Annotated in this window: 21 protein-coding genes; 14 read left to right on the top strand and 7 right to left on the bottom strand. The window is 63.5% G+C overall.

The features are described 5' to 3' along the window. The first annotated feature begins 298 nt into the window (after positions 1–298). From phnS to AWB77_RS28870, 5 genes are all read left to right on the top strand, one after another. Positions 299–1,372 (top strand): 2-aminoethylphosphonate ABC transporter substrate-binding protein, encoded by a 1,074-nt coding sequence (gene phnS / locus AWB77_RS28890; RefSeq protein ID WP_061137889.1) that lies wholly within the window; start codon positions 299–301, stop codon positions 1,370–1,372. After that, positions 1,372–2,433: a 2-aminoethylphosphonate ABC transport system ATP-binding subunit PhnT gene (gene phnT / locus AWB77_RS28885; protein WP_061137888.1), complete on the top strand. Its 1,062-nt coding sequence runs from the start codon at positions 1,372–1,374 to the stop codon at positions 2,431–2,433. Before phnS ends, phnT begins: the two co-directional genes overlap by 1 nt. Next, a complete protein-coding gene (locus AWB77_RS28880) occupies positions 2,411–3,352 on the top strand; it encodes a 2-aminoethylphosphonate ABC transporter permease subunit (protein ID WP_061137887.1) in 942 nt (313 codons plus the stop codon). The genes phnT and AWB77_RS28880 overlap by 23 nt, the downstream gene beginning before the upstream one ends. A gap of 1 nt (position 3,353) precedes the next feature. After that, positions 3,354–4,163, top strand: a complete 810-nt coding sequence (phnV, locus tag AWB77_RS28875; protein ID WP_061137886.1) for a 2-aminoethylphosphonate ABC transport system, membrane component PhnV — start codon at positions 3,354–3,356, stop codon at positions 4,161–4,163. 275 nt (positions 4,164–4,438) lie between these two features. Further along, complete coding sequence (locus tag AWB77_RS28870; RefSeq protein ID WP_061137904.1) at positions 4,439–6,892, top strand: glycogen/starch/alpha-glucan phosphorylase; 2,454 nt, start codon at positions 4,439–4,441, stop codon at positions 6,890–6,892. A 7-nt stretch (positions 6,893–6,899) separates the two neighbouring features. On the opposite strand, the gene AWB77_RS28865 is transcribed toward AWB77_RS28870, so the two are convergent. Both AWB77_RS28865 and AWB77_RS28860 read right to left on the bottom strand, forming a co-directional pair. Continuing rightward, on the bottom strand, positions 6,900–7,226 hold the full coding sequence (locus tag AWB77_RS28865) for a hypothetical protein (protein ID WP_061137885.1): 327 nt from the start codon (positions 7,224–7,226) through the stop codon (positions 6,900–6,902). Between the two features lie 112 nt (positions 7,227–7,338). Then, a complete protein-coding gene (locus AWB77_RS28860) occupies positions 7,339–7,743 on the bottom strand; it encodes a DUF6232 family protein (protein ID WP_061137884.1) in 405 nt (134 codons plus the stop codon). A 205-nt stretch (positions 7,744–7,948) separates the two neighbouring features. Between AWB77_RS28860 and AWB77_RS28855 the strand changes: the two genes are divergently transcribed. From AWB77_RS28855 to AWB77_RS28840, 4 genes are all read left to right on the top strand, one after another. Next, on the top strand, positions 7,949–8,242 hold the full coding sequence (locus tag AWB77_RS28855; protein ID WP_061137903.1) for an ArsR/SmtB family transcription factor: 294 nt from the start codon (positions 7,949–7,951) through the stop codon (positions 8,240–8,242). 54 nt (positions 8,243–8,296) lie between these two features. Then, positions 8,297–9,358 carry an alkene reductase gene (locus AWB77_RS28850; protein WP_061137883.1) on the top strand — a complete coding sequence of 354 codons (1,062 nt, stop codon included), beginning with the start codon at positions 8,297–8,299 and terminating at the stop codon, positions 9,356–9,358. A 315-nt stretch (positions 9,359–9,673) separates the two neighbouring features. Continuing rightward, complete coding sequence (aspT, locus tag AWB77_RS28845) at positions 9,674–11,365, top strand: aspartate-alanine antiporter (protein WP_061137882.1); 1,692 nt, start codon at positions 9,674–9,676, stop codon at positions 11,363–11,365. Positions 11,366–11,414: 49 nt separating this feature from the next. Further along, complete coding sequence (locus tag AWB77_RS28840; protein ID WP_061137881.1) at positions 11,415–13,061, top strand: bifunctional aspartate transaminase/aspartate 4-decarboxylase; 1,647 nt, start codon at positions 11,415–11,417, stop codon at positions 13,059–13,061. A gap of 65 nt (positions 13,062–13,126) precedes the next feature. Here AWB77_RS28840 and AWB77_RS28835 read toward each other — a convergent pair whose 3' ends face one another. Then, positions 13,127–14,323, bottom strand: coding sequence for a porin (locus AWB77_RS28835; RefSeq protein ID WP_061137880.1), 1,197 nt, complete (start codon positions 14,321–14,323; stop codon positions 13,127–13,129). A gap of 239 nt (positions 14,324–14,562) precedes the next feature. Here AWB77_RS28835 and AWB77_RS28830 point away from each other — a divergent pair, with 239 nt between their 5' ends. Continuing rightward, complete coding sequence (locus AWB77_RS28830; protein ID WP_061137879.1) at positions 14,563–14,931, top strand: nuclear transport factor 2 family protein; 369 nt, start codon at positions 14,563–14,565, stop codon at positions 14,929–14,931. 15 nt (positions 14,932–14,946) lie between these two features. Here AWB77_RS28830 and AWB77_RS28825 read toward each other — a convergent pair whose 3' ends face one another. The 3 genes from AWB77_RS28825 to AWB77_RS28815 form a co-directional block, all read right to left on the bottom strand. Continuing rightward, positions 14,947–16,062 (bottom strand): succinylglutamate desuccinylase/aspartoacylase family protein, encoded by a 1,116-nt coding sequence (locus AWB77_RS28825; RefSeq protein ID WP_061137878.1) that lies wholly within the window; start codon positions 16,060–16,062, stop codon positions 14,947–14,949. Between the two features lie 195 nt (positions 16,063–16,257). After that, complete coding sequence (locus AWB77_RS28820; RefSeq protein ID WP_061137877.1) at positions 16,258–17,052, bottom strand: ABC transporter substrate-binding protein; 795 nt, start codon at positions 17,050–17,052, stop codon at positions 16,258–16,260. 193 nt (positions 17,053–17,245) lie between these two features. Then, entirely contained in the window at positions 17,246–18,772 is a 1,527-nt protein-coding gene (locus AWB77_RS28815; protein ID WP_208601574.1) for an MDR family MFS transporter, read from the bottom strand. A 117-nt stretch (positions 18,773–18,889) separates the two neighbouring features. Between AWB77_RS28815 and AWB77_RS28810 the strand changes: the two genes are divergently transcribed. Both AWB77_RS28810 and AWB77_RS28805 read left to right on the top strand, forming a co-directional pair. Continuing rightward, positions 18,890–19,576: a TetR/AcrR family transcriptional regulator gene (locus tag AWB77_RS28810; protein ID WP_061137876.1), complete on the top strand. Its 687-nt coding sequence runs from the start codon at positions 18,890–18,892 to the stop codon at positions 19,574–19,576. Positions 19,577–19,695: 119 nt separating this feature from the next. Then, positions 19,696–20,592 (top strand): ferritin-like domain-containing protein, encoded by an 897-nt coding sequence (locus AWB77_RS28805; RefSeq protein WP_061137901.1) that lies wholly within the window; start codon positions 19,696–19,698, stop codon positions 20,590–20,592. Here AWB77_RS28805 and AWB77_RS28800 read toward each other — a convergent pair. Next, positions 20,582–21,316 (bottom strand): TetR/AcrR family transcriptional regulator, encoded by a 735-nt coding sequence (locus AWB77_RS28800; protein WP_061137875.1) that lies wholly within the window; start codon positions 21,314–21,316, stop codon positions 20,582–20,584. The genes AWB77_RS28805 and AWB77_RS28800 overlap by 11 nt on opposite strands. Before the next feature lie 164 nt (positions 21,317–21,480). Between AWB77_RS28800 and AWB77_RS28795 the strand changes: the two genes are divergently transcribed. Together AWB77_RS28795 and AWB77_RS28790 are read left to right on the top strand one after the other, a co-directional pair. Continuing rightward, positions 21,481–22,662, top strand: a complete 1,182-nt coding sequence (locus AWB77_RS28795) for an isovaleryl-CoA dehydrogenase (RefSeq protein WP_061137874.1) — start codon at positions 21,481–21,483, stop codon at positions 22,660–22,662. Positions 22,663–22,672: 10 nt separating this feature from the next. Then, complete coding sequence (locus AWB77_RS28790) at positions 22,673–24,280, top strand: carboxyl transferase domain-containing protein (RefSeq protein WP_061137873.1); 1,608 nt, start codon at positions 22,673–22,675, stop codon at positions 24,278–24,280. Positions 24,281–24,288: the final 8 nt, after the last annotated feature.

The raw sequence follows: 24,288 nt of genomic DNA, 5'->3' as shown, positions 1-24,288 counted from the left end.
GTGCGTGTGACCGCGGGCCTGAAAAGCTGCTTTCTTTGCCTACTTTCTTTGCAGCAGCAAAGAAAGTAGGTGCCGCCCCGCACAGGGGCAACGCTAACAGACCACAAAGAAAACGGGATCCAGCGAAAAAAACAAAACCCGCCTGATGTGAATCACCCGAACGACCAAATAACCACGTGGCAAATCGTGCAAATAATTGGCGCCCCGTGGCGCCTTCACGTCGATGTCACAGAGCTCTGCAATCCTTCGGGTCGAAGGTCGCGACCGACCTTCCAACATCCCGACACGAGAGACCACCATGACCCGCGATTTCCGCTTCGCGCGCAACGTGCTGCCGGCGTTCGCCGCCGCTTTCACTCTGCTTGCCGCGATGCCCGCTCACGCCGCCGACGCCGTCGTTCTCTACACCGCCGATGGCCTCGAAAATCTCTACAAGGACGTGCTTCCCGCATTCGAAAAGAAAGAAGGCGTCAAGGTCAACATCGTCACGGCAGGCAGCGGCGAAGTCGTGAACCGCGCCACCGTCGAAAAGGATTCGCCCAAAGCCGACGTGCTCGTCACGCTGCCGCCATTCATCCAGCAAGCGCAGCAAGGCGGCCTGCTGCAGCCGTATCAGAGCGTCAACTACAAAAACGTCCCCGCCATCGCGAAAGAAAAAGACGGCGCATGGGCCACGTTCGTGAACAACTATTTCTCGTTCGCAATCAATCCCGAAGTCACCAGGTCCGCGCCCAAGACCTTCGCCGATCTACTGCATCCGAACTACTCGGGCAAAATCGCGTATTCGAATCCGGCTACCGCGGGCGACGGCATGGCCGTCATCATCCTGACCTCCGCGCTCATGGGCGAAGACCAGGCGTTCAAATACCTCAAGGATCTCGAGCAGCACGCCAAGTTCCACACGAAGGGCACGGGCTATCTCGACGTGCTGCTCTCGCGTAACGAAATCGCCTTCGCGAACGGCGACCTGCAAATGGACCTCGACGATGCCGCGAACGGCGGTCTCTCGATCAAGCCGCTCTTCCTCTCGCACAAGGCAGGCGAAGCGCCGACCACGTTCCAGCTTCCCTACGCGATCGGCCTCATCAAGAGCGGCCCGAATCAGACAGCGGGCAAGAAGCTGATCGACTATCTGATGTCGTCGGAAGTTCAGTCGAAAGTGCCCGACATCTACGGCATTCCGGGCCGCACCGACGTGCCGCTCGCAGGCAAGAACGGCGATGCCGTCAAGCAGGCCATCTCAGGCGTGAAGCTGATTCCGGTCGACTGGAACGAAGTCATGCAGAAGAAAGCCGGCTGGACCGAGCGCTGGAAAACCGAAGTGATCGGCAACACCGGCAAGCAGACCGAAGTCGTCAAGCCGAAGTCCTGATGAACGCGATTCCAAAGCAGGCGTTCGGCGTCGATGAGACGCCGGGCGTGCATATCGATCGCCTGACGGTGCGCTTCGGCACGCGCACCGTCCTCGACGATCTGTCGCTGCGCATCGGACGCGGCGAGTTCTTGACCGTGCTCGGCCGCAGCGGCTGCGGCAAGACCACGCTGCTGCGCTTCATCGCCGGTTTCGTAAAGGCCGATGCGCTCGCGGGCAAGCTCGCCGTCGCGGGCCGCGATCTGACGCACGTGCCGCCACATCAGCGCAATCTCGGGCTGCTGTTTCAGAGCTATGCGCTCTTTCCGCATCTGTCCGTGTTCGACAACGTCGCGTTCGGCTTGCGCGCGCGCAAGCTGAAGACGGGCGAGATCGCGCGGCGCGTCGCCGATGCGCTCAAGCTCGTGCAACTCTCCGATGCCGGTCACGTCATGCCCGCGCAGCTTTCCGGCGGCATGCAGCAGCGCGTGGCGCTCGCGCGCGCGCTCGTCATCGAACCGGATGTGCTGCTGCTCGACGAGCCGCTCTCCGCGCTCGATGCAAATCTGCGGGCATCCGTGCGCAGCGAGCTGAAGGCTCTGCATGAACGTCTGCCGAATCTCACGATCGTCTGCGTGACGCACGATCAGGACGACGCGCTCGTGCTTTCCGATCGCACATTGCTGATGCGCGATGGCCGCATCGCGCAACTCGGCGCACCGCGCGAACTTTACGACGCGCCCAGCGATGCCTTTGTCGCGCGCTATCTCGGCGCGGCGAATCTGCTGCCGCCGCGCGTCGTGTATCCGGTCGGCGATACGCGTCACGACGAGCGTGAACGTCTCGCGTGCATTCGTCCGGAGCGCTTTGTCATCGTGCCGCTGGGCGAAGGTCCGTTGCACGGCACGATCGCGTCCGTCGAATGGTACGGCGCGGCGCTCTCCATTTCCGTCGCGCTCGATTCGTTGCCCGGCGAGCCCGTGCTCGTGACGACGCAGCGCGGTCACACGCGCATGCCGGACAAAGGCACGCGCGTTTCACTTCGCTTCGAGGCTGACGATGTCGTCCTTGTTCGTCCCTGACAGCGTCGCCCGCGATGGCGGCATCAGCGACGCGGATCTGCCCGCGCAATTCGCCGCGCACGCCGGGCAAGCGCGACGCCGCGAGCGCAAGGCGCAATGGCATCTGCTCTTCATTCTCGTGCTCGTGCTCGGGCCGCTCGTGGTCTATCCGCTCGCGCGCCTCGTCATGTTGAGCGTGAGCGGTCCGAACGGCTTTTCGCTGCACGCGTACACCGCGTTCTTCGGCAATCCCGAAACGCGCGGCATGATCGGCACGACGCTCGGCATTCTCTTCGCGAGCGCGAGCATCGCTTCGTTGCTCGGCGTCGCGCTTGCGTCGATGTTGTTCTTCAGGCCGTTCGCGGGCGCGCGCCTGCTCACGCGTTTTCTGGAATTGTTCGTCGCGTTTCCGTCGTTTCTGGTCGCGTTCACGTTGATCTTTCTGTACGGCTCGCAAGGCGCGGTGAGCATCGGCCTGCAGCGCATCTTCTCGCTCGATGCGGCGCCGCTCGACTTTCTCTTCGGCATCGGCGGCGTGATTCTCGCGGAAGTCGTGTTCTATGCGCCGTTCGTCGTGCGCCCGACGCTCGCATCGTATGCGACGCTCGACATGCGGCTCGTCGAAGCCGCGAAAAGCCTCGGCGCCGATGGCTGGATGGTCGCGACCAAAGTCGTGCTCCCGCTCGCGTGGCCGGGTATCGCGGCGGGCACGATCCTCTGCTTCCTGCTCACGTTGAACGAGTTCGGCATTCTGCTCGTGCTCGGCAGCGCGCATCTGATCACGCTGCCGATCGCGATCTACAGCGCCGCGACCGTCGATCTAGATCTGCCCACGGCCGCCGCGGGATCGGTCGTAATGCTGCTGATGTCGCTGTCGCTCTATGCGTTGTACCGGCGCGTGAACCGCCGATCGAGCCGCAGCTCGCAAGGAGGGCGCTGAGATGCAGGTCATCGCTGCCGCGTTCAGACCGCAGGCGCTGTTGCGTCATGCGTTCACCGCGTTCGTCGCGTTGCTGTGCTTCTGGCTGTTCGTTTTGCCGGTTGCGGTCGTCGCGCTGTCGAGCGTGGCGTCGCACTGGTCCGGCACGATCCTGCCCGATGGCTTTTCGACGCGCTGGTTCGCGCGGCTTTCGTCAAGCGATCTCGATGCCGTCATGACGAGCCTCGAAGTCGGCCTGGGCGTCGCGTTCATCGGCACGGCGTTGGGACTGTGGCTTGCGCTCGCGCTGGAAGGCCGCGACCGGCGTGGTCTCGGCGCACTCGTCGATGCCGTCGCGATGATGGGCAGCGGCGTGCCGAGCGTCGTGCTCGGGCTTGCGGTGCTGATCGCGTATCACAAGCGTCCGCTCGATCTGTCCGGGTCGGCCGCCATCGTCGTGCTCGTGCAGCTCGCGCTCGTCCTGCCGTTCTGTTACCGGTGCGCCGCCGCCGCGCTGCGTCCCGAACTCACGGTCTTGCGCGAAGCCGCCGCGAGTCTCGGCGCGCCGCCGCGCATGGTGCTCGCGCGCGTGGTGCTGCCGCAGCTCGTGCCCGCGATCCGCGCGAGTCTCGCGCTCGGGTTCGCGCTCTCGCTCGGCGAACTGGGCGCGACGCTGACCGTCTATCCGCCCGGTTTCGCGACGGTGCCGATCGTCGTCGTGGGGCAAGTCAATCGCGGCTACTATCTGCCGGCGTCGGCGCTTTCGCTGATCTTGCTGGCCGTGTCGCTCGCGGCGCTTCTGCTCATCGCCGCGCGTGCCCCGCGCCGTTAGATCGCCGTATCGCGCGGAACCGCTACGGAACCACTACGGAATCCGAAATAAAGTCATGCGCGTGAAAGGCTTGCGAGCAATTTGCGGGCCTCGCCGTCGTGGTTGCGCGTTGTTGCGGCCTTGTCATACCAAAAAAAATAAAACTGGCGTAACCTGCACGTTCAGGCACGTCCGCACCCGCCTGACCGGAGCGGGGCGCCATTTCGGTGCGTCCGGTTTGAACTCCCGCCAGGCTTTCGCGGTCGTTGCATATGTTGCAAATACCGGAGGTTTCGATGACATCCGTCGACCTGGAATTCGACCAGCTCAACAGCACCGTCGATGCGCTCAGGCGCTCCATCTCGAACCGCCTGATGTACGGCGTCGGCAAGGACGCGGTCACCGCGCAGCCGCGAGACTGGCTCCATGCCGCCGAACTGGCCGTGCGCGACCGGCTCGTCGCACGCTGGATGCGCACTACGCGGCTGCAATACGAGCAGGACGTGAAACGCGTCTACTACCTGTCGATGGAGTTTCTCATCGGCAGAACTTTCAGCAATGCGCTGCTCGCGCTCGGCATCTATGACGAGGTGCGCGACGCGCTCGCCGGCCTCGGCGTCGATCTCGCCGCGCTCGAAGAGCTCGAACCGGACGCTGCGCTCGGCAATGGCGGCCTCGGGCGTCTCGCGGCCTGCTTCCTCGATTCGATGGCGACCGTCGGCGTGCCCGGCTTCGGCTACGGCATTCGTTACGAATACGGCATGTTCCGGCAGACGGTCGTCGACGGCAATCAGGTCGAGATGCCCGATTACTGGCTGCGCGCGGGCAATCCGTGGGAGTTTCCGCGCCCCGAAGTCGTGTACACCGTGCATTTCGGTGGCCGCACCGTGCAGCACGACGATCGCACCGACTGGATCGACACCGAGCACGTCAACGCGATGGCCTACGACACGGTCATTCCCGGCTTCGCGACGACGGCCACCAACACGCTGCGCCTGTGGTCCGCGCGCGCGACCGACGAGTTCGACCTCTCCGCGTTCAATCAGGGCGACTATCGGCGCGCGGTGGAGGCGAAGAACACGTCGGAACATGTATCGCGCCTGCTTTATCCGGACGATTCGACGCAAGCCGGGCGCGAACTGCGTCTGCGCCAGGAATACTTTTTCGTCTCCGCGACGATGCAGGATCTGATTCGACGCTATCAGCGCACGCATACGCATTTCGGGCGGCTTGCGGAGAAGGTTGCGGTGCATCTGAACGACACGCATCCCGTGCTCGCGATTCCCGAACTGATGCGCCTGCTCGTCGACCGGCATCATCTGCCTTGGGACAAGGCGTGGAAGCTGGTGCAGCAGATGTTCTCCTACACGAACCACACGTTGATGCCCGAGGCGCTCGAAACGTGGGACGTCGAGATGCTCGCGCGCTTGCTGCCGCGTCATCTGGAGATCATCTTCGAGATCAACGCGCAGTTTCTCAAGCAGGTGACGGAGAAGTTCGGACGCGATGTCGAACTGATTCGCCGCATCTCGCTCGTCGATGAATTCGGTCAGCGGCGCGTGCGCATGGCGCATCTCGCGATCGTCGCGAGCCACAAGGTGAATGGCGTATCGAAGCTGCATTCGCAATTGATGGTGCAGAACATCTTCTCCGATTTCGCGCGCATGTTCCCGGAGCGCTTCACCAACGTGACGAACGGCATCACGCCGCGCCGCTGGCTCGCGCAGGCGAGTCCGTCGCTGTCGTCACTGATCGACAAGCGGCTCGGGCCGCGCTGGCGCACCGATCTCTTCGAACTCGGCCGCCTGCGCGAATGGCGCGACGATCCCGAGTTTCGCAAGGCATTTCACGAGGCCAAGTTCCAGAACAAGCTGCGGCTCGTGGAGCGCGCGAAACGCGATGCCAACGCGATCATCAATCCGGAAGCGTTGTTCGACTTGCAGGTCAAACGCATCCATGAATACAAACGGCAACTGCTCAACATCCTGTATGTGATCGTGCGCTACAACCGCATCCGCGAGAATCCGGAGCAGGACTGGACGCCGCGCGTGGTGATGTTCGCGGGCAAGGCGGCATCGGCGTACAAGATGGCGAAGAACATCATCAAGCTCATCAACGATGTCGCGAAGCGGATCAACGCGGACCCGCTCATCGGCGACAGGCTGAAGGTCGGCTTCATCCCGAACTACGGCGTATCGGTGGCCGAGCTCATCATTCCGGCGGCGGATCTGTCGGAGCAGATTTCGATGGCAGGCACCGAAGCCTCGGGCACCGGCAACATGAAGCTCGCTCTGAACGGCGCGCTGACCATCGGCACGCTGGATGGCGCGAACATCGAAATCTGCGATGCCGTCGGGCGCGAGAACATCTTCATCTTCGGCAACACGACCGACGAGATCGAGTCGCTGCGCGCGGCGGGGTATCGGCCGCGGCAGATCTACGAGGAGAACGCGGAACTCAAGCTCGCGCTCGACCAGATTCGCCTCGGGCATTTCTCGCCGGAAGAGCCGCATCGTTTCTACGACATCTTCCATACGCTCGTGGACTGGGGCGATCACTACATGGTGCTCGCCGACTTCGACAGCTTCGACAAGACGCAAACCGAAGTCGATCTCAAGTTCCGCGACAAGGACGCGTGGACGCGAAGCGCGATCGAGAACGTCGCGGGCATGGGCATCTTTTCGTCGGATCGCACGATCGCGGAGTACGCGCGCGATATCTGGCACGTCGAGCCGTTGCAGGTGACGTGACGGACGTCTAGGGCCGCGTGATGCGATCGATCCGGATGACGCGGCCGAGCGTCGCGTTCGGGAAATGCGCGGTGAGCGTGCCGATGACGTCGTTGATGTCGTCGCTGCCGGTCTCGACATAGAGCGTGGTGCACTCGTGGAGGCGGCTCGTCTCCACGATGTACGCCTGCGTGCCCACGCCGAACGCATAGGCGAGCACCTCGCGCGCGCCCGATGAATCGAGGCCCGGTACGATGAGATCGAACGCGACGCAGCGGCGCGCTTCCTTGCGGCGCGGCGAGCCGCCGCTGTGCGCTTGAGGAAGCGCGGACGAATCGGCAGTGCGGATATACATCGATATGAAGCCGTCCGATGACGGCCCGTTGTGGCAACGCCTGAACTCTAGCGCCGGCCGCCTAAAAACCCGGCTAAAGGTGCGCGCCGCCGCGTAAACGCGGCGTAAAAGCTCACGCTTGCGGCTTGGCCGCCGCGCCTGCCGCATGTTTTGCGACCGCTTCGCCGACGAGCGCCGCGACCTTGTCCGCGAATTCCTGATCCTTCGTGATGAGCACTTCGCGCTCGCCGCCGGGCGTCGCGACCATCAGCTGATAGATCACGTCCTGCGTGATCCACGTGAGATAACCCACGACCACGATCATCACGCCGAGCACGAGCGCCGCGCCTGCGCCGGTGAAAATGCCCGCGCCGAGCACGACTAGTCCGATCAGCGCGATGATGACGGGCAACGGTTTCTGCCGCGGAATCGTCACGACGCGCGCGGCGCGCAGATCGCGCAGCGGAATCATCTGACCCGACGCCGACAGCCCGGCGCGCGAGAGCGTCACGCCGCGTTCGTTGAAAGGAGTATCCATAAAAGTTTGCAGCCTTCTTTGCAGCCGATGAAACCCGCGAGCGTACCAGACGGCGCGGCGCGGCGGCATGTCGCGGATCGCCGCATTGATTCAATCGATGCATTCGACGCGGGATTTGCATATCGTAGATTTGCGATATATACTTCGACTCAAGACGATTCGGAAGGCTTTGCGCCTTCGATTCGTCAGACGCACGAGCAACGAAATGGACATCGACGCAATTCACAAGGCCTTAGCCAACCCCCTTCGCCGCGAAATTCTCGAGTGGCTGAAGGAGCCGGAGCTGCATTTCCCTGATCAGGAACTGCCGCACGTGCACGGCGTTTGCGCGGGTCAGATCGATGGGCGCTGCGGCATGTCGCAGTCCACCGTTTCGGCGCATCTCGCGACCTTGCACAAAGCCGGGCTCGTCACCACGAAGCGCGTAGGACAGTGGGTGTTTTTCAAGCGCGACGAAGCGGTCATTCAGGCGTTCCGCGATTCCATCGGGAGTCTCTGAGCTTGCTTGCCATTCGGTGAAAGTCCGCTTTCAATTTCATTAGGAATCCAATCCATGTCGACTCTTTTCGATCCGCTCAAAGTAGGCGCACTCACGCTGAAGAACCGCATCATCATGGCGCCGCTCACGCGTCAGCGCGCCGGCATCGAACGCGTGCCGAACGCGTTGATGGCGCAGTACTACGCAGACCGCGCGGCGGCGGGACTCATTCTGAGCGAAGCGACGTCGGTGACGCCGCAAGGCGTGGGCTATGCCGACACGCCGGGCATCTGGTCCGACGAACAAGTGGAAGGCTGGAAGCTCGTGACGAAGGCCGTGCACGACGCGGGCGGCAAGATTTTTCTGCAACTGTGGCACGTCGGCCGCATTTCGGACCCCGTGTTTTTGAACGGCGAACTGCCGGTCGCGCCGAGCGCCATTGCAGCGGGCGGCCACGTGAGCCTCGTGCGTCCGCAACGTCCGTACGTGACGCCGCGCGCACTCGAACTCGATGAAATCGCCGGTGTCGTCGCGGCCTTCCGCAAGGGCGCGGAGAACGCGAAGCGCGCGGGCTTCGACGGCGTCGAAGTGCATGGCGCAAACGGCTATCTGCTCGACCAGTTCCTGCAGGACAGCACGAATCAGCGCACCGACGCATACGGCGGCTCGATCGAGAACCGCGCGCGTCTTCTGCTCGAAGTCGTCGATCAGGCGATCGAAGTGTGGGGCGCGGACCGTGTCGGCGTGCATCTTGCGCCGCGTGCCGATTCGCACACGATGGGCGACAGCGATCGCGCCGCGACCTTCGGTTATGTCGCGCGTGAGCTGGGTCAGCGCAAGATCGCGTTCATCGCGGCACGCGAGCACGAAGCCGCGGACAGCCTCGGCCCGCAACTGAAGAAGGCGTTCGGCGGCGTCTACATCGCCAATGAAGGTTTCTCGAAGGCCAGCGCCGAAGCGATCATCGCGCGCGGCGACGCCGATGCGGTCGCGTGGGGCAAGCCGTTCATCGCGAATGCGGATCTCGTGCGCCGCTTCGAAGTCGATGCCGATCTCAACAATTGGGACACGTCGACGTTCTATGCGCCCGGCGCAAAAGGCTACACGGATTACCCGCTGCTCGAAACGGCGGAATAAGACGCGTCTAAGACTGCGTCGATAAGAACAGCGGCTTCGGCCGCTGTTTTTGTTTCAGCGGGCGAAAATATGATCTGGCGCAAAGAATCGGCGTGCGACCGGTTTCATTCCAGCGTTTTTCGATACCATTATTATTTAGGAATCCGTTTCAGTAGGCACTCAGATCGTGTCGACTGCGCGCGTTGCGAACGGGCCCGACGGCAAGTCGAACGGAATCAACCTCAACGGCGAAAAATGGTGTATTGAACGAAAAGACACCGCTCGAGCGTCCGAATCTTCGGGCGACAGTGCGGCTCACGTCGCAAAGGAGTGTCTATGTCATGGCTTACGGCAACGCTGCGCAGCTACCCTGAGATTGCCATCTTTCTTTCGCTCGGCGTCGGCTATTGGGTCGGCGGGAAGAGCTTTCGCGGCTTCAGCCTCGGCGCGGTGACGGCGACCTTGCTCGCCGCCATCGCCATCGGGCAATTGGGCATCACCATCTCGTCGAACGTCAAATCGGTCTTCTTCCTGATGTTCCTGTTCGCGGTCGGTTACGGCGTCGGGCCGCAGTTCGTGCGCGGCATCGCGAAAGACGGCTTGCCGCAGGCGCTCTTCTCCGTCATCCAGTGCGTGTTGTGTCTCGCGGCGCCTTACGCGGCGGCGAAGATCGCGGGTTACGACGTCGGCTCGGCGGCCGGTCTCTTCGCGGGCTCGCAGACGATTTCGGCATCGATGGGCCTCGCCACCGACGCCATCAATCGGCTCGGGCTGCCGCCCGATCAGGCCAAGTCGCTGCTCGACGCCATGCCGACCGCCTACGCCGTGACCTATATCTTCGGGACGATCGGCTCCGCGCTGATTCTCGCGATGCTCGGGCCGAAGCTGCTGAACATCGATCTCGTCGCGGCCTGCAAGGAGTACGAGGCGACACTCGGCGGCGGCGGCGAACTGGGCGGCGCGGGGCAGGCGTGGCACAAGTTCGAGCTGCGCGCCTATCGGGTGGCGGAGCACGGGCGCGCGGCGGGCATGTCGGTCGCGCAGGCGGAGGCGCTGGAGCCGGCCGGCACGCGGCTTTTCATCGAGCGGATCAGGCGCGGCGGGACGATCCAGGAAGCCAAGATCGACGACGTGCTCCAGCCCGGCGATGTCGTCGCGGTCGCGGGGCGGCGCGAACTGCTCGTCGAACTGCTCGGCGGCGTCGCGACAGAAGTGGACGACGCCGAACTGCTCGCGGTGCCGGTCGAAGGCGTCGATGTCTACGTGACCAACAAGGAAGTCGACGGCAAGACGCTGCTCGAACTCGCGCAGTCTCCTGCATCGCGCGGCGTGTTTCTGCGCAAGATCAAGCGCGGCGCGACCGAAACGCAGATTCCCATTCTGCCGAGCACGAAGCTGCATCGCGGTGACACGATCACGTTGGTCGGCCGCACGCAGGACACGACGGCGGCCGCGAAGACGCTCGGCGTGCTCGACCGTCCCGCCGATGCCGCCGACATGGCCTTCGTCGGCCTCGCGATCACGCTGGGCGCGCTGATCGGCGCGCTGGTGCTGCACGTCGGCGCGATTCCGCTCACGTTGTCGACGGCGGGCGGCGCGCTCATCGCGGGCATCGTGTTCGGCTGGCTGCGCGCGATTCATCCGACTTTCGGCCGCATTCCGTCGCCGACCATCTGGTTCATGAACTCGGTCGGCCTGAACGTCTTCATCGCGGTCGTAGGCATATCGGCGGGGCCGGGTTTCGTCGCGGGCTTGCAGAAGCTCGGCGTGAGTCTTTTCCTGTGGGGCATTTTCGCGTCGTCGGTGCCGCTCATCATCGGCATGTATGTCGCGAAGTACGTGTTCAAGTTTCATCCCGCGATCCTGCTCGGCATCTGCGCGGGCGCGCGCACGACGACCGCCGCGCTCGGCATGATCTGCGACGCCGCGAAGAGTCAGGTGCCCGGCCTCGGCTACACGGTGACCTATGCGGTCGGCAATACGCTGCTGACGATCTGGGGCATGGTCATCGTGATGCTGCTTACGTGACGCGCGTCTCCCGTCGCCTTGTTTCGACTATCAAATCTGGAGGTGTTGGATGGCAAAGTCCGATAAAGCAGGTTCCGGCGATCGCGCCGGCATGGCGGCGCTCAGCCCGTTCGAGCTGAAGGACGAGCTCATCAAGGCGGCGGGCGGCGGGGCGGTCGAACGGCCGGCCAATCTCTCGATGCTCAACGCCGGGCGCGGCAATCCCAACTTCCTCGCGACGATTCCGCGTCACGGCTTCTGGCAACTGGGCCTCTTCGCGATGCGCGAGTCGGAGCGCTCGTTCGCGTACATGCCCGAAGGCGTCGGCGGTTTTCCTAAGCGCGAAGGGCTGGAAGAGCGCTTCGAAATCTTCGCGCGGGAGAACAAGGGCGTGCCGGGCATCGCGTTTCTCGCGGGCGCGGTGTCGTATGTGCGCGATCAGCTCGGCCTGAACGCCGGCGACTTTCTCTACGAGATGTGCGAAGGCATTCTCGGCTCGAACTACCCGGTGCCCGACCGCATGCTGAAGCTCTCCGAGCAGATCGTCGCGCAATATCTGCGCCGCGAGATGATCGGCAAGCATCCGTTCGTCGGCGAGTTCGATGTCTTCGCGGTCGAAGGCGGCACCGCCGCGATGACCTACATCTTCAACACGATGCGCGAGAACTTCCTGATCGCGCCGGGCGATACGATCGCGCTCGGCACGCCGATCTTCACGCCGTACATCGAGATCCCGCGCCTGAACGACTACAAGCTGAAGGTCGTGAATCTGGAAGCGGACGTCGCGAACGGCTGGCAATACTCGAAGGCCGAACTCGACAAGCTGCGCGATCCGAAGGTCAAGGCGTTCTTCCTCGTGAATCCGAGCAATCCGCCGTCGGTGAAGATGGACGACGAAAGCCTTCAGTACATCGCGGACATTGTGAAGGAGCGCCCCGATCTCATCCTGCTGACCGACGATGTCTACGGCACCTTCGCCGACGATTTCGTATCGCTCTTCGCGCTGTGTCCGAAGAACACGATCCTCGTCTACTCGTATTCGAAGTATTTCGGCGCGACCGGCTGGCGTCTCGGCGCGATCGCGACGCATCGCGACAACGTGCTCGACAAGCAGCTCGCCGCATTGCCGAAAGACCAGCGGGCGCAGCTTCACGAGCGCTACGAATCGATCACGACGGAGCCCGACAAGCTCAAGTTCATCGACCGTCTCGTGGCCGACAGCCGCACCGTCGCGCTGAATCACACGGCGGGCCTCTCGACCCCGCAGCAGGTGCAGATGGTGCTGTTCTCGCTCTTCTCGCTGATGGACACGCCCGACGCGTACAAGAACGCGCTGAAGCGCCTGATCCGCAGCCGCAAGCAGGCGCTGTATCGCGAGATCGGCATCGCGCTCGAAGAGGAAGACAAGAACGAGGTCGACTACTACACGATCCTCGATATCGAATATCTCGGCGAGCGCAGGCATGGCCGCGATCTGGTGGATTGGGTCATCGAGAACACCGAGCCTTCCGAGATTCTCTTCAGGCTCGCGAAGGAAGCGCGCGTCGTGCTGTTGCCGGGGCGCGGCTTCGGCACGCAGCATCCGTCGGGGCGCGTGTCGCTCGCGAATCTGAACGAAAGCGACTACATGCTGATCGGCCGCGCGATCCGCAAGCTGATGGACGAGTACATCGAGCGCTATCACAAGGCCGTCGGCAAGAAGTCCGACAAGAAATGAAAAATCGGGCCGCCCGATACGTCCGGCGGCCCGATTTCTTTCAGCCCGATAAAGAGCCGAAGCGCTTAGAACTTGTGGCGAACGCCGATGCGGAACGCGAGCTGGTCGTTTTCGCCCAGACCCGACGTGCCGAAGTAGCTCGACGACGACGAACCGATCGACGCCTGATTCTCGACGCCGCGGTTCGAGCCCGATGCCTTCTGATAGATGCCGAGCACGTAGACGTCGGTGCGCTTCGAGAGCGCGTAGTCGACGCTTGCATCGACCTGATTCCAGTGGCCGCTCGAATTGCCCGTCATGTTGAGGTACGAGTAGCCGAGACCGGCCGACAGCGCCGACGTGAACGCGTACTTGCCGCCGACATCGAACGCGTTGAGCTTCGAGCTCGCGCCGTTGATCGGCTCGAACAGCGTGTTGGTCCAGAGTCCGAACACGGTCGCCGCGCCGAACGCGTAGTTCGCGCCGACGCCGAACGTGCGCAGGTCCTTGCCGGCGTTCGCGGTGCCCATCGTCTGGATATTCGCGACGGCCGTGCTGAACGCGGGCGTCGAAGCCGCCGGATAGCGGATGTCGGTGTACGCCGCGCCGATGCCGAACGGACCCGCCTTGTAGTTCAGGCCGAAGCTGTAGGCGCGCGACGAACCCGCCGTCGTCGTCGTGCCGACGGTCGTGTTCGGCGTGCCCGCGAACGCGCCCGCCTGGTTCGAGAAGCCGTACATCGCGCCGAACGTCACGCCGTAGAAGCTCGCGCTGCTGAACTTCACCGAGTTGTTGATGCGGCTCGACGTCAGCTGGTCGACGTCGTTCATGTGGTAACCGTAGTTACCCGCGACGGTCTGACCGCCGATGGAGTAGTTGCTGCCGAGGTAGTCCGTCGAGAACGAGTATTGACGGCCGAAGGTCACCGAGCCGACGTCGTTCTTCGCAAGACCGACATACGCCTGACGGCCGAAGAGCGCGCCACCCTGGCCGAGCGTGCCCGTGCCGCTGTTGAAGCCGCCTTCCAACGTGAAGATCGCCTTCATGCCGCCCCCCAGGTCTTCCGAACCCCTCATGCCCCAACGGCTGCCTTGCGCGATGCCGTCGTCGTACTTGAAGAGCTTCTCGCCCGCGCGGGTCGCGGTTTGCGTGCTGTTGTTCACGTAGCTGATGCCGGCATCGATGATGCCGTACAGCGTCACGCTGCTTTGCGCGTGCGCGGAGGTGGCGGCGAGGGCGGCAAAGGCGGCGAGCGTCGCGGTCGCCAAGAGATTCTTCTTCAAAACAAGCTCCGTGTGTTGGTTCGCGGTGTGGTTGTTGACGGTGTCTGCAGTGCGTCGCGCTCTGATGGCGCGTGGCGTCGACGGGCGCAAATGTAGCGGGCGCCAAAGAAAGGAATGTGACAGCGCTTTCAGACGACTTACGCTGTATCGCGCATGCAACAGCACTGGCGAAATTTCCCGGCTTGTGCATTCGCCGGGTCCGATGCGATGCTCACGGTTCTCTCACCGCGAGCGAAAACATGGACGAGCAAGGAATCCGCGAACTGGAGGAGCGCCTGAAGAAGGCGATGGTGGCGTCGGACGTGGACGCGCTCGATGCGCTACTCGCCGACGACCTGAGCTTCGTCGATGCAACCGGCAAGGTCTGGACGAAGGCCGACGATCTCAACGGGCATCGCTACGGCATGCAGCGCATCGACAAGCTGGAGGTCGAGGATCAGAGCGTGCGCGTGTATGGCGGCTTCGCCGTCACGGTGACGCGCGTCGCGATTTCGGGGACGTTCGGCGGCGCGCCGTTCGCGGGCAGCTTGCGCTACACGCGAACGTGGGGAAACATTGGCGGCGCGTGGAAGGTCGTCGCGGCGCAATGCGGTCTTGCGCCGTTCTGACCGGAAACGCGACGCTTACGCCGACAGCAGCGAGCCCGTCCGATACGCCTTCGCACCCGCGATGCGCGCCACTTCAAGCCCGGCGGTCGCGAAACGCGTGATATGCCGCGCGTACATCACGCCGGAGGTCGTGCATTTGAGCGTGGTGACGACATCGGTGAGCGGATCGACGATATCGGCGATCGGCTCGCCCGCTTCGATGAACGCGCCCACTTGCGCGCGAAACACGAGCACGCCGGAGGCCGGCGCGACGATCGGCTCCGCGCCCGCGAGCGGCGTCGCGGGATAGGCGAGCGGCGGCGCTTCGGGCACGGGCGCATCGATCACGCCGCGATGAATCAGATAGTTGACGATCGCCTGCGCGTCTTTATCGGCGAGTTCGTAGGACACGTCGTGCTGGCTGCGCAGTTCGACCGTCACCGAGATGCCACCGTTCGGAATCGGGAAGCGCTCGCCGTAACGCTGGCGCAGGTCGGACCAGCAGAAGCTGTGAATCTCGTCGAACGGATTGCCGACGGAATTCAGCGCGAGCAGCGACGCCTTCGCGTCGAGATAGCGGGCGAGCGGCTCGACTTCGTCCCAGATGTCCGGATTGGTGTAGAGATGCAGCGCGGCGTCGAGGTCGCAGTGCAGGTCGAGGACGACATCGGCGTCGAACGACAGCTTTTGCAGCGCGAGGCGCAGCGATTCGAGTTCGGTGTGCGGCGTCTGCTCGTCGAGCGCTTCCCGCATCGCGGCGCGCACGGCGAGCTTGTTGGCACCCGCATCCTTGCCGAGGCGCGCTTCGATGCGCGGCGCGATCAGGGCTGCGAGATCGTGGAAATTACGGTTGAAGTTGTGGCCGCTGTTGGTCTCGAAACGGCCCATCAGCGTGCCGTGCAGATGCTGCGACAGACCGATCGGATTCGGCACCGGCACGATGACGACTTCGCCGCGCAGCTTGCCCGCCGCTTCGAGTTCGGCAAGCTGACGGCGCAGACGCCACGCGACGAGCATGCCGGGAAGTTCGTCCGCGTGCAGCGAGGACTGGATGTAGATTTTCTGGCCGCCGCCGGGGCCGTAGTGAAAGCTCGAAATGGTGCGGGAGGTGCCGAGCGTCGGCGAGATGAGGGAATGAGTTCTGGTTTGCATAATGTGCGCGCGCGTTCGATGCGCGGGTCTTGCCTCTTGGGATTGCCGGGCGCCGCGGTGTCTCCTTCCGCCGGCGTCCTGTTGGACGTTCGATCTTAGCCGAAATCGGCGCGGCGGGCGGCCGAAAGAAAAACGGGCTCCGCGCCCTTGAGCGCGGAGCCCGTTCGTCAGTTGGTGTGGCTTGTGACGAGAAGCTTAGCCGCCGTACACGTCGAAGTCGAAGTACTTCTTCTCGAGCTTCTTGTAGGTGCCGTCCTTGATGATGTCGGCGATCGCCTTGTCGATCTTCGCCTTCAGATCCGTGTCTTCCTTGCGCAGACCGATGCCCGCGCCGTTGCCGAGCGTCTTCGGATCGTCGATGTTCTGGCCGGCGAAGTCGTAGCCCGCGCCGCGCGGCGTCTTCAGGAAGCCGATTTCAGCCTGCACCGCGTCCTGCAGCGCGGCGTCCAGACGGCCCGAGGTCAGATCGGCATACACCTGATCCTGGTTCTGGTACGGCGTGACCGTCACGCCCTTCGGCGCCCAGTAGGTCTTCGCGTACGTTTCCTGGATCGTGCCCTGTTCGACGCCCACGTTCTTGCCCTTCAGGCTGTCAGGCGTCGGCAGGATGTTGCTGCCCTTTTTCGCGACGAGGCGCGTCGGCGTGTTGAAGAGCTTGCTCGAGAAGGCGATCTGTTCGGCGCGTTGCGGCGTCATCGACATCGAGGAAAGCACGCCGTCGAACTTCTTCGCCTTCAACGCGGGAATCATGCCGTCGAAGTCGTTTTCCACCCACACGCATTTGGCCTTCAGGCGCGCGCAGATCTCGTTGCCGAGATCGATGTCGAAACCGACCAGCTTGCCGTCGGAACCCTTCGATTCGAACGGAGGATAGCTTGCGTCGACGCCGAAACGGATCGTCGAATAGTCTTTCGCAAGCGCCGGCGTGACGGCGGTGAGCGACGTGGCGGCGAGGAGGGACATCGTCAGTGCCGCGAGCAGTTTCTTCACTGTTTTAACTCCGAAAGGTGGTCAGTTTCAGCCCGGTAGGTCTCGATCCGGGCGTCCGGCGCGTCGTTGGGCGCCGGAGCATGATATTCCGCGGATCGTGTCCGCTCAGAATCGGCAGAAGGTTACCAAGCCAAAATAGTTCGGGAGCTAGTAAAAGCCCCGATAGCCGGAGCATTAGAGCCTTTCCTCGTAATCAGCTCTTCCTGAGCGGGTGGTCTTGCAGGAACCACGACAGCCCGAACGCGACGAGCGCAATGCATGCCGCGACGAGATAGACCGTGTGCATCGAACTCGCGAATGCGTGCAGATAATCGTCGCGCAGCGCGGCCGGCAGATGCGCGACCGCCTGCGGCCCGAGTGATTGCGGCAGTTCCGTGCCGGACGGCATGAGCGCTTCGAGACGCGAGCGCAAGCTGTTTGAAAAGATCGCGCCGAACGCTGCCACGCCGACCGAGCCGCCGATCGAGCGGAACAGTGTCGCGCTGGAAGTCGCCACGCCCATCAGCCGGAATTCGACGACGTTCTGCACCGCCAGCACGAGCACCTGCATCACCATGCCGAGCCCGAGTCCGAGCAGCGCCATGTAGACGTTCATGAGCGCGAGCGGCGTGTCAAGATCCAGCGTGGAAAGCAGCAGCATCGCGCCGGCGACGAGCGCCGTGCCCATGATCGGGAACAAGCGGTATTTGCCGATCTTGCTGATGATGCGCCCGCTCAATATCGACGACAGCAGCACGCCGCCCATCATCGGCGTGATCTGCAGACCGGCCTGGGACGGCGTCGAACCCTTCACGACCTGAAGGTAGAGCGGCAGGAACGTGACCGCGCCGAAAAGCGCGCATCCGACGATGAAGCCGATCAGCCCCGCGAGCACGAAGGTGCGCTCCTTGAAAAGCGAGAGCGGCATGATCGGTTCGGCGGCGAGGCGTTCCTCGTACACAAAACCGCCCACGCACACGAGTCCGAGCAAGAGCGTGCACCAGAGCTGCGGCGAACTCCACGGCAAGAGCGTGCCGCCTTCGCTCGTGAACAGGATGATGCAGGTGAGCGCGGCGGCGAGAAAGCCCGCGCCCATGTAGTCGACGCGATGATTCACGTGCGCCGAGTGCGGCCTGAACACGAACTGGATCACGGCGAGCGCGACGAGGCCGAGCGGCACGTTGATATAGAAGATCCAGCGCCACGACAGATGTTCGACGAGAAAGCCGCCGAGCAGCGGGCCGACGACCGTCGCGAGCCCGTACACGCCGCCGAAGAGGCCCTGGAAGCGGCCGCGTTCGGCGGGCGGGATGACGTCGGCGATCGCGGCCATCGTGACGACCATGAGCCCGCCGCCGCCCAGACCTTGCAGCGCGCGCAACGCGATGAGCTGCGTCATGTTCTGCGAGACGCCGCAGAGGATCGAGCCGGCGAGAAAGATCACGATCGACGCCTGAAGCACGATCTTACGGCCGAACTGATCGCCGAACTTGCCGTAGAGCGGCACGACGATCGTCGAGCTGAGCAGGTAGGACGTAACGACCCACGAGAGATTATCGAGCCCGCCGAGGTCGCCGACGATGGTCGGCAGCGCGGTCGACACGATCGTCTGGTCGAGCGCGCCGAGCAGCATCACGAGCATGAGCGCCGTGAACAGCAGCCAGATGGGCGGCTTCGTTGCGAGGCCGGTCTCCTCGGACGCATTCGCGCCCGCGACGGCGGTTTGATGCAAAGATGTCATATTGATGATCTGCTTTTACGAATCCGCGAGCGGGCAGGCGCCCGAAGAACGACGCGAATTGTAATTAATTAACATAAAGATTAATATAGTCGACGGGATGGTTCTCGTCAAATTCCTATGGCAAACGACGTATCGCAATCCGGCTCGGACGAATCTGACACGCTCGCGCCACCAAGAAAACCCGGACGCCCGCCGGGACGGCCGGGCGGCGCGCACGGCGAGCAGGCGCGCGCTCAACTGCTGGATATCGCGCTGGCGTTGTTCGCGCGGCAGGGGATCGGCGAGACGACGCTCGGCGCGATCGCGCGCGAGGCGGGCGTCACCCCGGCGATGGTCCATTACTACTTCAAGACGCGCGAGCAGTTGCTCGACATGCTGATCGACGAGCGCTTCGTGCCCTTGCGCGTCGAGCTTGCGCGCGTGTTCAACGATCCGCATTCGGAGCCTGTCGAGACCTTGAGCGCGTTCGTGAAGACGCTCGTCGCGACCGTCGACAGGCATCCATGGTTCGCGGCGCTGTGGGTCCGCGAAATGATCAGCGAGGGCGGGCTGTTGCGCCGTCGCATGGCCGAGCGTTTCGGCGACACGCACAAGGATCACGCGATCGAGCGCATCGCCGGCTGGCAAAAGGAGGGCAAGCTGAACGCGGCGCTGGAGCCGTCGCTCGTGTTCGCGTCGCTGTTCGGGCTGACGGTGTTTCCGCTTGCGGCGCTCCGCTGGCGCGACGCGGATCGCGCCGTCAGCACGGAGCAGCTTGCGCGGCACGTCGTCGCATTGCTGATGGACGGCATCCGGCCGGATTGATCGATTCCGATGCGGTTCCCGCGCCGACGCCGACCGAAAATTGGCGCGCGATGCTGCGATTCGCCGTCCTGTGTGCCAGAATCCGCAGGACGTACCTCATCGGCGGCCAATATTCGAATATGTCCGACACGCTCAACACACTCGAAGCAGATCATGCGATGCGCAACTGGACGTACCGGTCGACGGGAAAGATTCCGATCGGTTCGGACCTGCACAAGCGCATGTTCTGCGAGATGCTGCTGACGACGCACAATCCGTACAAGCCCGCCGTCATCGACTGGCCGAAGCTCGATCCGGCCGCGTTGAAGCGCGTGACCTCGCTGCCGATCTGGGATATCGCCGTGCAGACGGAAGGGCGCGCATCGATACGCGTCGCGACCTACGCTGGCACCGTCGACGATCCGCAACTGCGCGAAGCCTTGCGGATGAACGGCGGCGAGGAAGCGCGCCACAAGCTCGTGCTTTCGAAGCTGGTCGAAGCGTACGGCATCGAGCTCGCGCCCGAGCCGCCGTATCCCGCGCCCGACGACGCCCTGCGCGCGTGGATGCTGACGGGCTACAGCGAGTGCATCGACAGTTTCTTCGCGTTCGGGCTCTTCGAAGCGGCGCGGCAGTCCGGGTATTTTCCCGAGGAACTCGTCGAAACCTTCGAGCCGGTCATTCAGGAAGAAGCGCGGCACATTCTGTTTTTCGCGAACTGGGTCGCGTGGTATCGGCGGAGTTTGCCGTGGTATCGCAGGCCGTGGTTACTTGCGAAGACCGCGAGCGTGTGGTGTTCGCTGATCCGCGACCGCATTTCGCTCGCGCGCGGCTTCGACAAGAGCGGCGCGGCGCAGGACGCGAACTTCCCGGCGAATGTCGGCGATTCCGTCGCGGGCGATGTATCGCTTCGTTCGCTGATCGAACTGTGTCTCGCGGAAAACGATCGCCGCATGGGCGGTTACGACGCGCGCCTGCTGCGTCCGGTCACCGTTCCGAAACTTGCGCGTCTCGCGTTGCGCTTCATCAAGAAGTAGGTTTCCCGCGTGCGGCGCCCGCCTCGAAGCGCCGCGACGCTTCCTCCACGTCCTGCCGGAATTGCGCCAGCGCGGCCAGTCGCGCGTTCGGCGGCTGCAGGGCGGTCCACAACACGTCTACCAGTTCGTTCGCCGTCGTCTCGATCTGAGTCTGACTCAGGCGGCGTTTGGCGAGCGTCGCATCCCACAGCACGTGTTCCATCGGCCCGAAGACAAGCGAACGCAACAGGCGCAACGGCATGTCCGCGCGCACGTGGCCGAGCGCCTGGCCGCGCGAGAGCACGTCCATCAGCGGCGCGGTATAGCGGCGTTGCAGTTCCGTCAGCGTATCCGACAGATCGTGCTGCTTCGTGCGGCCTTCCGAAAGAACCAGCGCGCATAGCCCCGTGCCGTTCATCAACATCAGCCGCATGTGCGTTCGAACGATGAACGCGAACTGCTGGCGCACGGAGCCGTCGCGCGGCAGGCCGCTTTCGAATGCGTCGATGATCTCGTCGTACCAATCCGCGATCACGCGCGCGCACAACTCGCGCTTGCCGCTGAAATAGCTGAAGACCGTCGCTTCCGAAATGCCCGCGCGCTGCGCAATCTCGGCGCTCGTCGCGGCGTCGTAGCCCTTTTCGGCGAAGACGTCGCGGCCCGCCTGCAGGATGTCCTTTACGCGCTGCTGCGATTTGACTCCGGCGGGCGCGCGGCGGCCGGTGGCGGTGGTTTGCGTCGACATTGGCGGGAAACGTGGGGAGATAAATGTGAGCGTAGCTCAAAAATCTATTGACGGATAGACGATTTGAGCGTGAAATTCCCCAATCCCGTGGTTTAGCGTCTTGTGTGAGTGAAACTCAGATTTCAGGACGCACCGAAAATACCCGCATCTGGAGGAGACGACCCATGAGCAACGTACCCGGCCTGAATTTCGCGTTGGGCGAAGATATCGACATGCTGCGCGACTCGCTCGCCAATTTCGCGGCGAAGGAAATCGCGCCGCGCGCGGGCGAGATCGACCACAGCGACCAGTTCCCGATGGACCTGTGGAAGAAATTCGGTGATCTCGGCGTGCTGGGCATGACCGTCTCCGAGGAGTACGGTGGCGCGAACATGGGCTACACGGCGCACATGGTCGCGATGGAAGAGATTTCGCGCGCGTCGGCGTCGGTCGGGTTGTCGTATGGCGCGCATTCGAATCTGTGCGTGAATCAGATTCATCGCAATGGCACGGAAGCGCAGAAGCGCAAGTATCTGCCGAAGCTCGTGTCCGGCGAGCATATCGGCGCGCTGGCAATGAGCGAGCCGAACGCAGGCTCCGACGTCGTCAGCATGAAGCTGCGCGCCGAGGAAAAGGGCGACCACTACGTGCTCAACGGCACGAAGATGTGGATCACCAACGGCCCCGACTGCGACACGCTCGTCGTGTACGCGAAGACGGACATCGAGGCGGGTCCGCGCGGCATCACGGCGTTCATCGTCGAGAAGGGCATGAAGGGTTTCTCCGTTGCGCAGAAGCTCGACAAGCTCGGCATGCGCGGCTCGCACACGGGCGAACTCGTGTTCGAGAACGTCGAAGTGCCGAAGGAAAACATCCTCGGGCAACTGAACGGCGGCACGAAGGTGCTGATGAGCGGTCTCGACTACGAGCGCGCCGTGCTCGCGGGCGGGCCGACCGGCATCATGCTCGCGTGCATGGACGCGGTCGTGCCGTATATCCACGATCGCAAGCAGTTCGGTCAGGCGATCGGCGAATTTCAGCTCATCCAGGGCAAGGTCGCCGACATGTATTCGACGCTGCAGGCGTGCCGCGCCTATCTCTACGCGGTCGGCCGACAACTCGACACGCTCGGCACGGATCACGTGCGTCAGGTGCGCAAGGACTGCGCGGGCGTCATTCTTTACACCGCCGAAAAAGCGACGTGGATGGCCGGCGAAGCGATTCAGGTGCTCGGCGGCAACGGCTACATCAACGAATATCCGGTCGGCCGCCTGTGGCGCGATGCGAAGCTCTATGAGATCGGCGCGGGCACGAGCGAGATCCGCCGCATGCTGATCGGCCGCGAACTGTTCGCCGAGACGGCTTGAGGCGCGCGTCATGACGATCATCGAATCGAAACTGAATCCGCGCGGAGAGGACTTCCGCACGAACGCCGCCGCGCTCGAAGCGCTCGTCGCCGATCTCAAGGAAAAGATCGCGAAGATCGCGGAAGGCGGCGGCGCGGCCGCGCGCGACAAGCACGTGTCGCGCAACAAGCTGCTGCCGCGCGATCGCATCGCGCAACTGCTCGATCCGGGCACGCCGTTTCTGGAGTTTTCGCAACTCGCCGCGTACGGCATGTACAACGACGACGCGCCGGGCGCGGGCATCATCACCGGCATCGGGCGCATTGCGGGGCAGGAGTGCGTGGTCGTGTGCAACGATGCGACCGTGAAAGGCGGCACGTACTATCCCGTCACCGTGAAGAAGCATTTGCGCGCTCAGGAAATCGCGGAGCAGAGCCGCCTGCCGTGCGTGTATCTGGTCGATTCGGGCGGCGCGAACCTGCCGAATCAGGACGATGTCTTCCCCGACCGCGATCACTTCGGCCGCATCTTCTACAACCAGGCGAACATGTCGGCGCAAGGCATCGCGCAGATCGCCGTGGTGATGGGTTCGTGCACAGCGGGCGGCGCGTATGTGCCCGCCATGAGCGATGAATCGATCATCGTCAAGAATCAAGGCACGATCTTTCTGGGCGGCCCGCCCCTGGTAAAGGCTGCGACCGGCGAAGAAGTCAGCGCCGAAGACTTGGGCGGCGGCGACGTGCATACGCGTCTTTCCGGCGTCGCCGATCATCTCGCGCAGAACGACGCGCATGCGCTCGGCATCGCGCGCAGCATCGTCGGCAATCTGAATCGCGTGAAGACGCCGACGCTCGCATTGAAAGAACCGCTGCCGCCTCGCTACGACCCGCAAAGCGTGTACGGCGTGATTCCCGTCGATACGCGCAAGCCTTTCGACGTGCGCGAAGTGATCGCGCGCATCGTCGACGATTCCGCGTTCGACGAGTTCAAGGCGCGTTACGGCACGACGCTCGTCTGCGGCTTCGCGCATATCTGGGGGCATCCGGTCGGCATCGTCGCGAACAACGGCATTTTGTTTTCCGAGTCGGCGTTGAAGGGCGCGCACTTCATCGAACTGTGCGCGCAACGCAAGATTCCGCTCGTGTTCCTGCAGAACATCACGGGCTTCATGGTCGGGCGCAAGTACGAGAACGAAGGCATCGCGCGCAACGGCGCGAAGATGGTGACGGCGGTTGCAACCGCGAAGGTGCCGAAGTTCACGGTGATCATCGGCGGGTCGTTTGGCGCGGGCAACTACGGCATGTGCGGCCGCGCGTATTCGCCGCGTTTCCTGTGGATGTGGCCGAACGCGCGCATCTCGGTGATGGGCGGCGAGCAGGCCGCGTCCGTGCTCGCGACGGTGCGGCGCGACGGCATCGAAAAGAAGGGCGGAACGTGGAGCGCGGAAGAAGAGGAAGCGTTCAAGGCGCCGATCCGCGATCAATACGAAGCGCAAGGTCATCCGTATTATGCGAGCGCGCGCCTGTGGGACGACGGCGTGATCGATCCCGCGCAAACGCGCGACGTTCTCGGCCTCGGCCTTGCCGCGACGATGAACGCGCCTATCGAAGAAACACGCTTCGGCGTGTTCCGCATGTGACCCACGGA

The organism is Caballeronia fortuita (genome assembly GCF_001544835.2).
GTDB classification, from domain to species: Bacteria; Pseudomonadota; Gammaproteobacteria; order Burkholderiales; family Burkholderiaceae; genus Caballeronia; species Caballeronia fortuita.
Note: the sequence above shows the minus strand (reverse complement) of the source record. Positions and strands in the feature narration are given on the sequence as shown.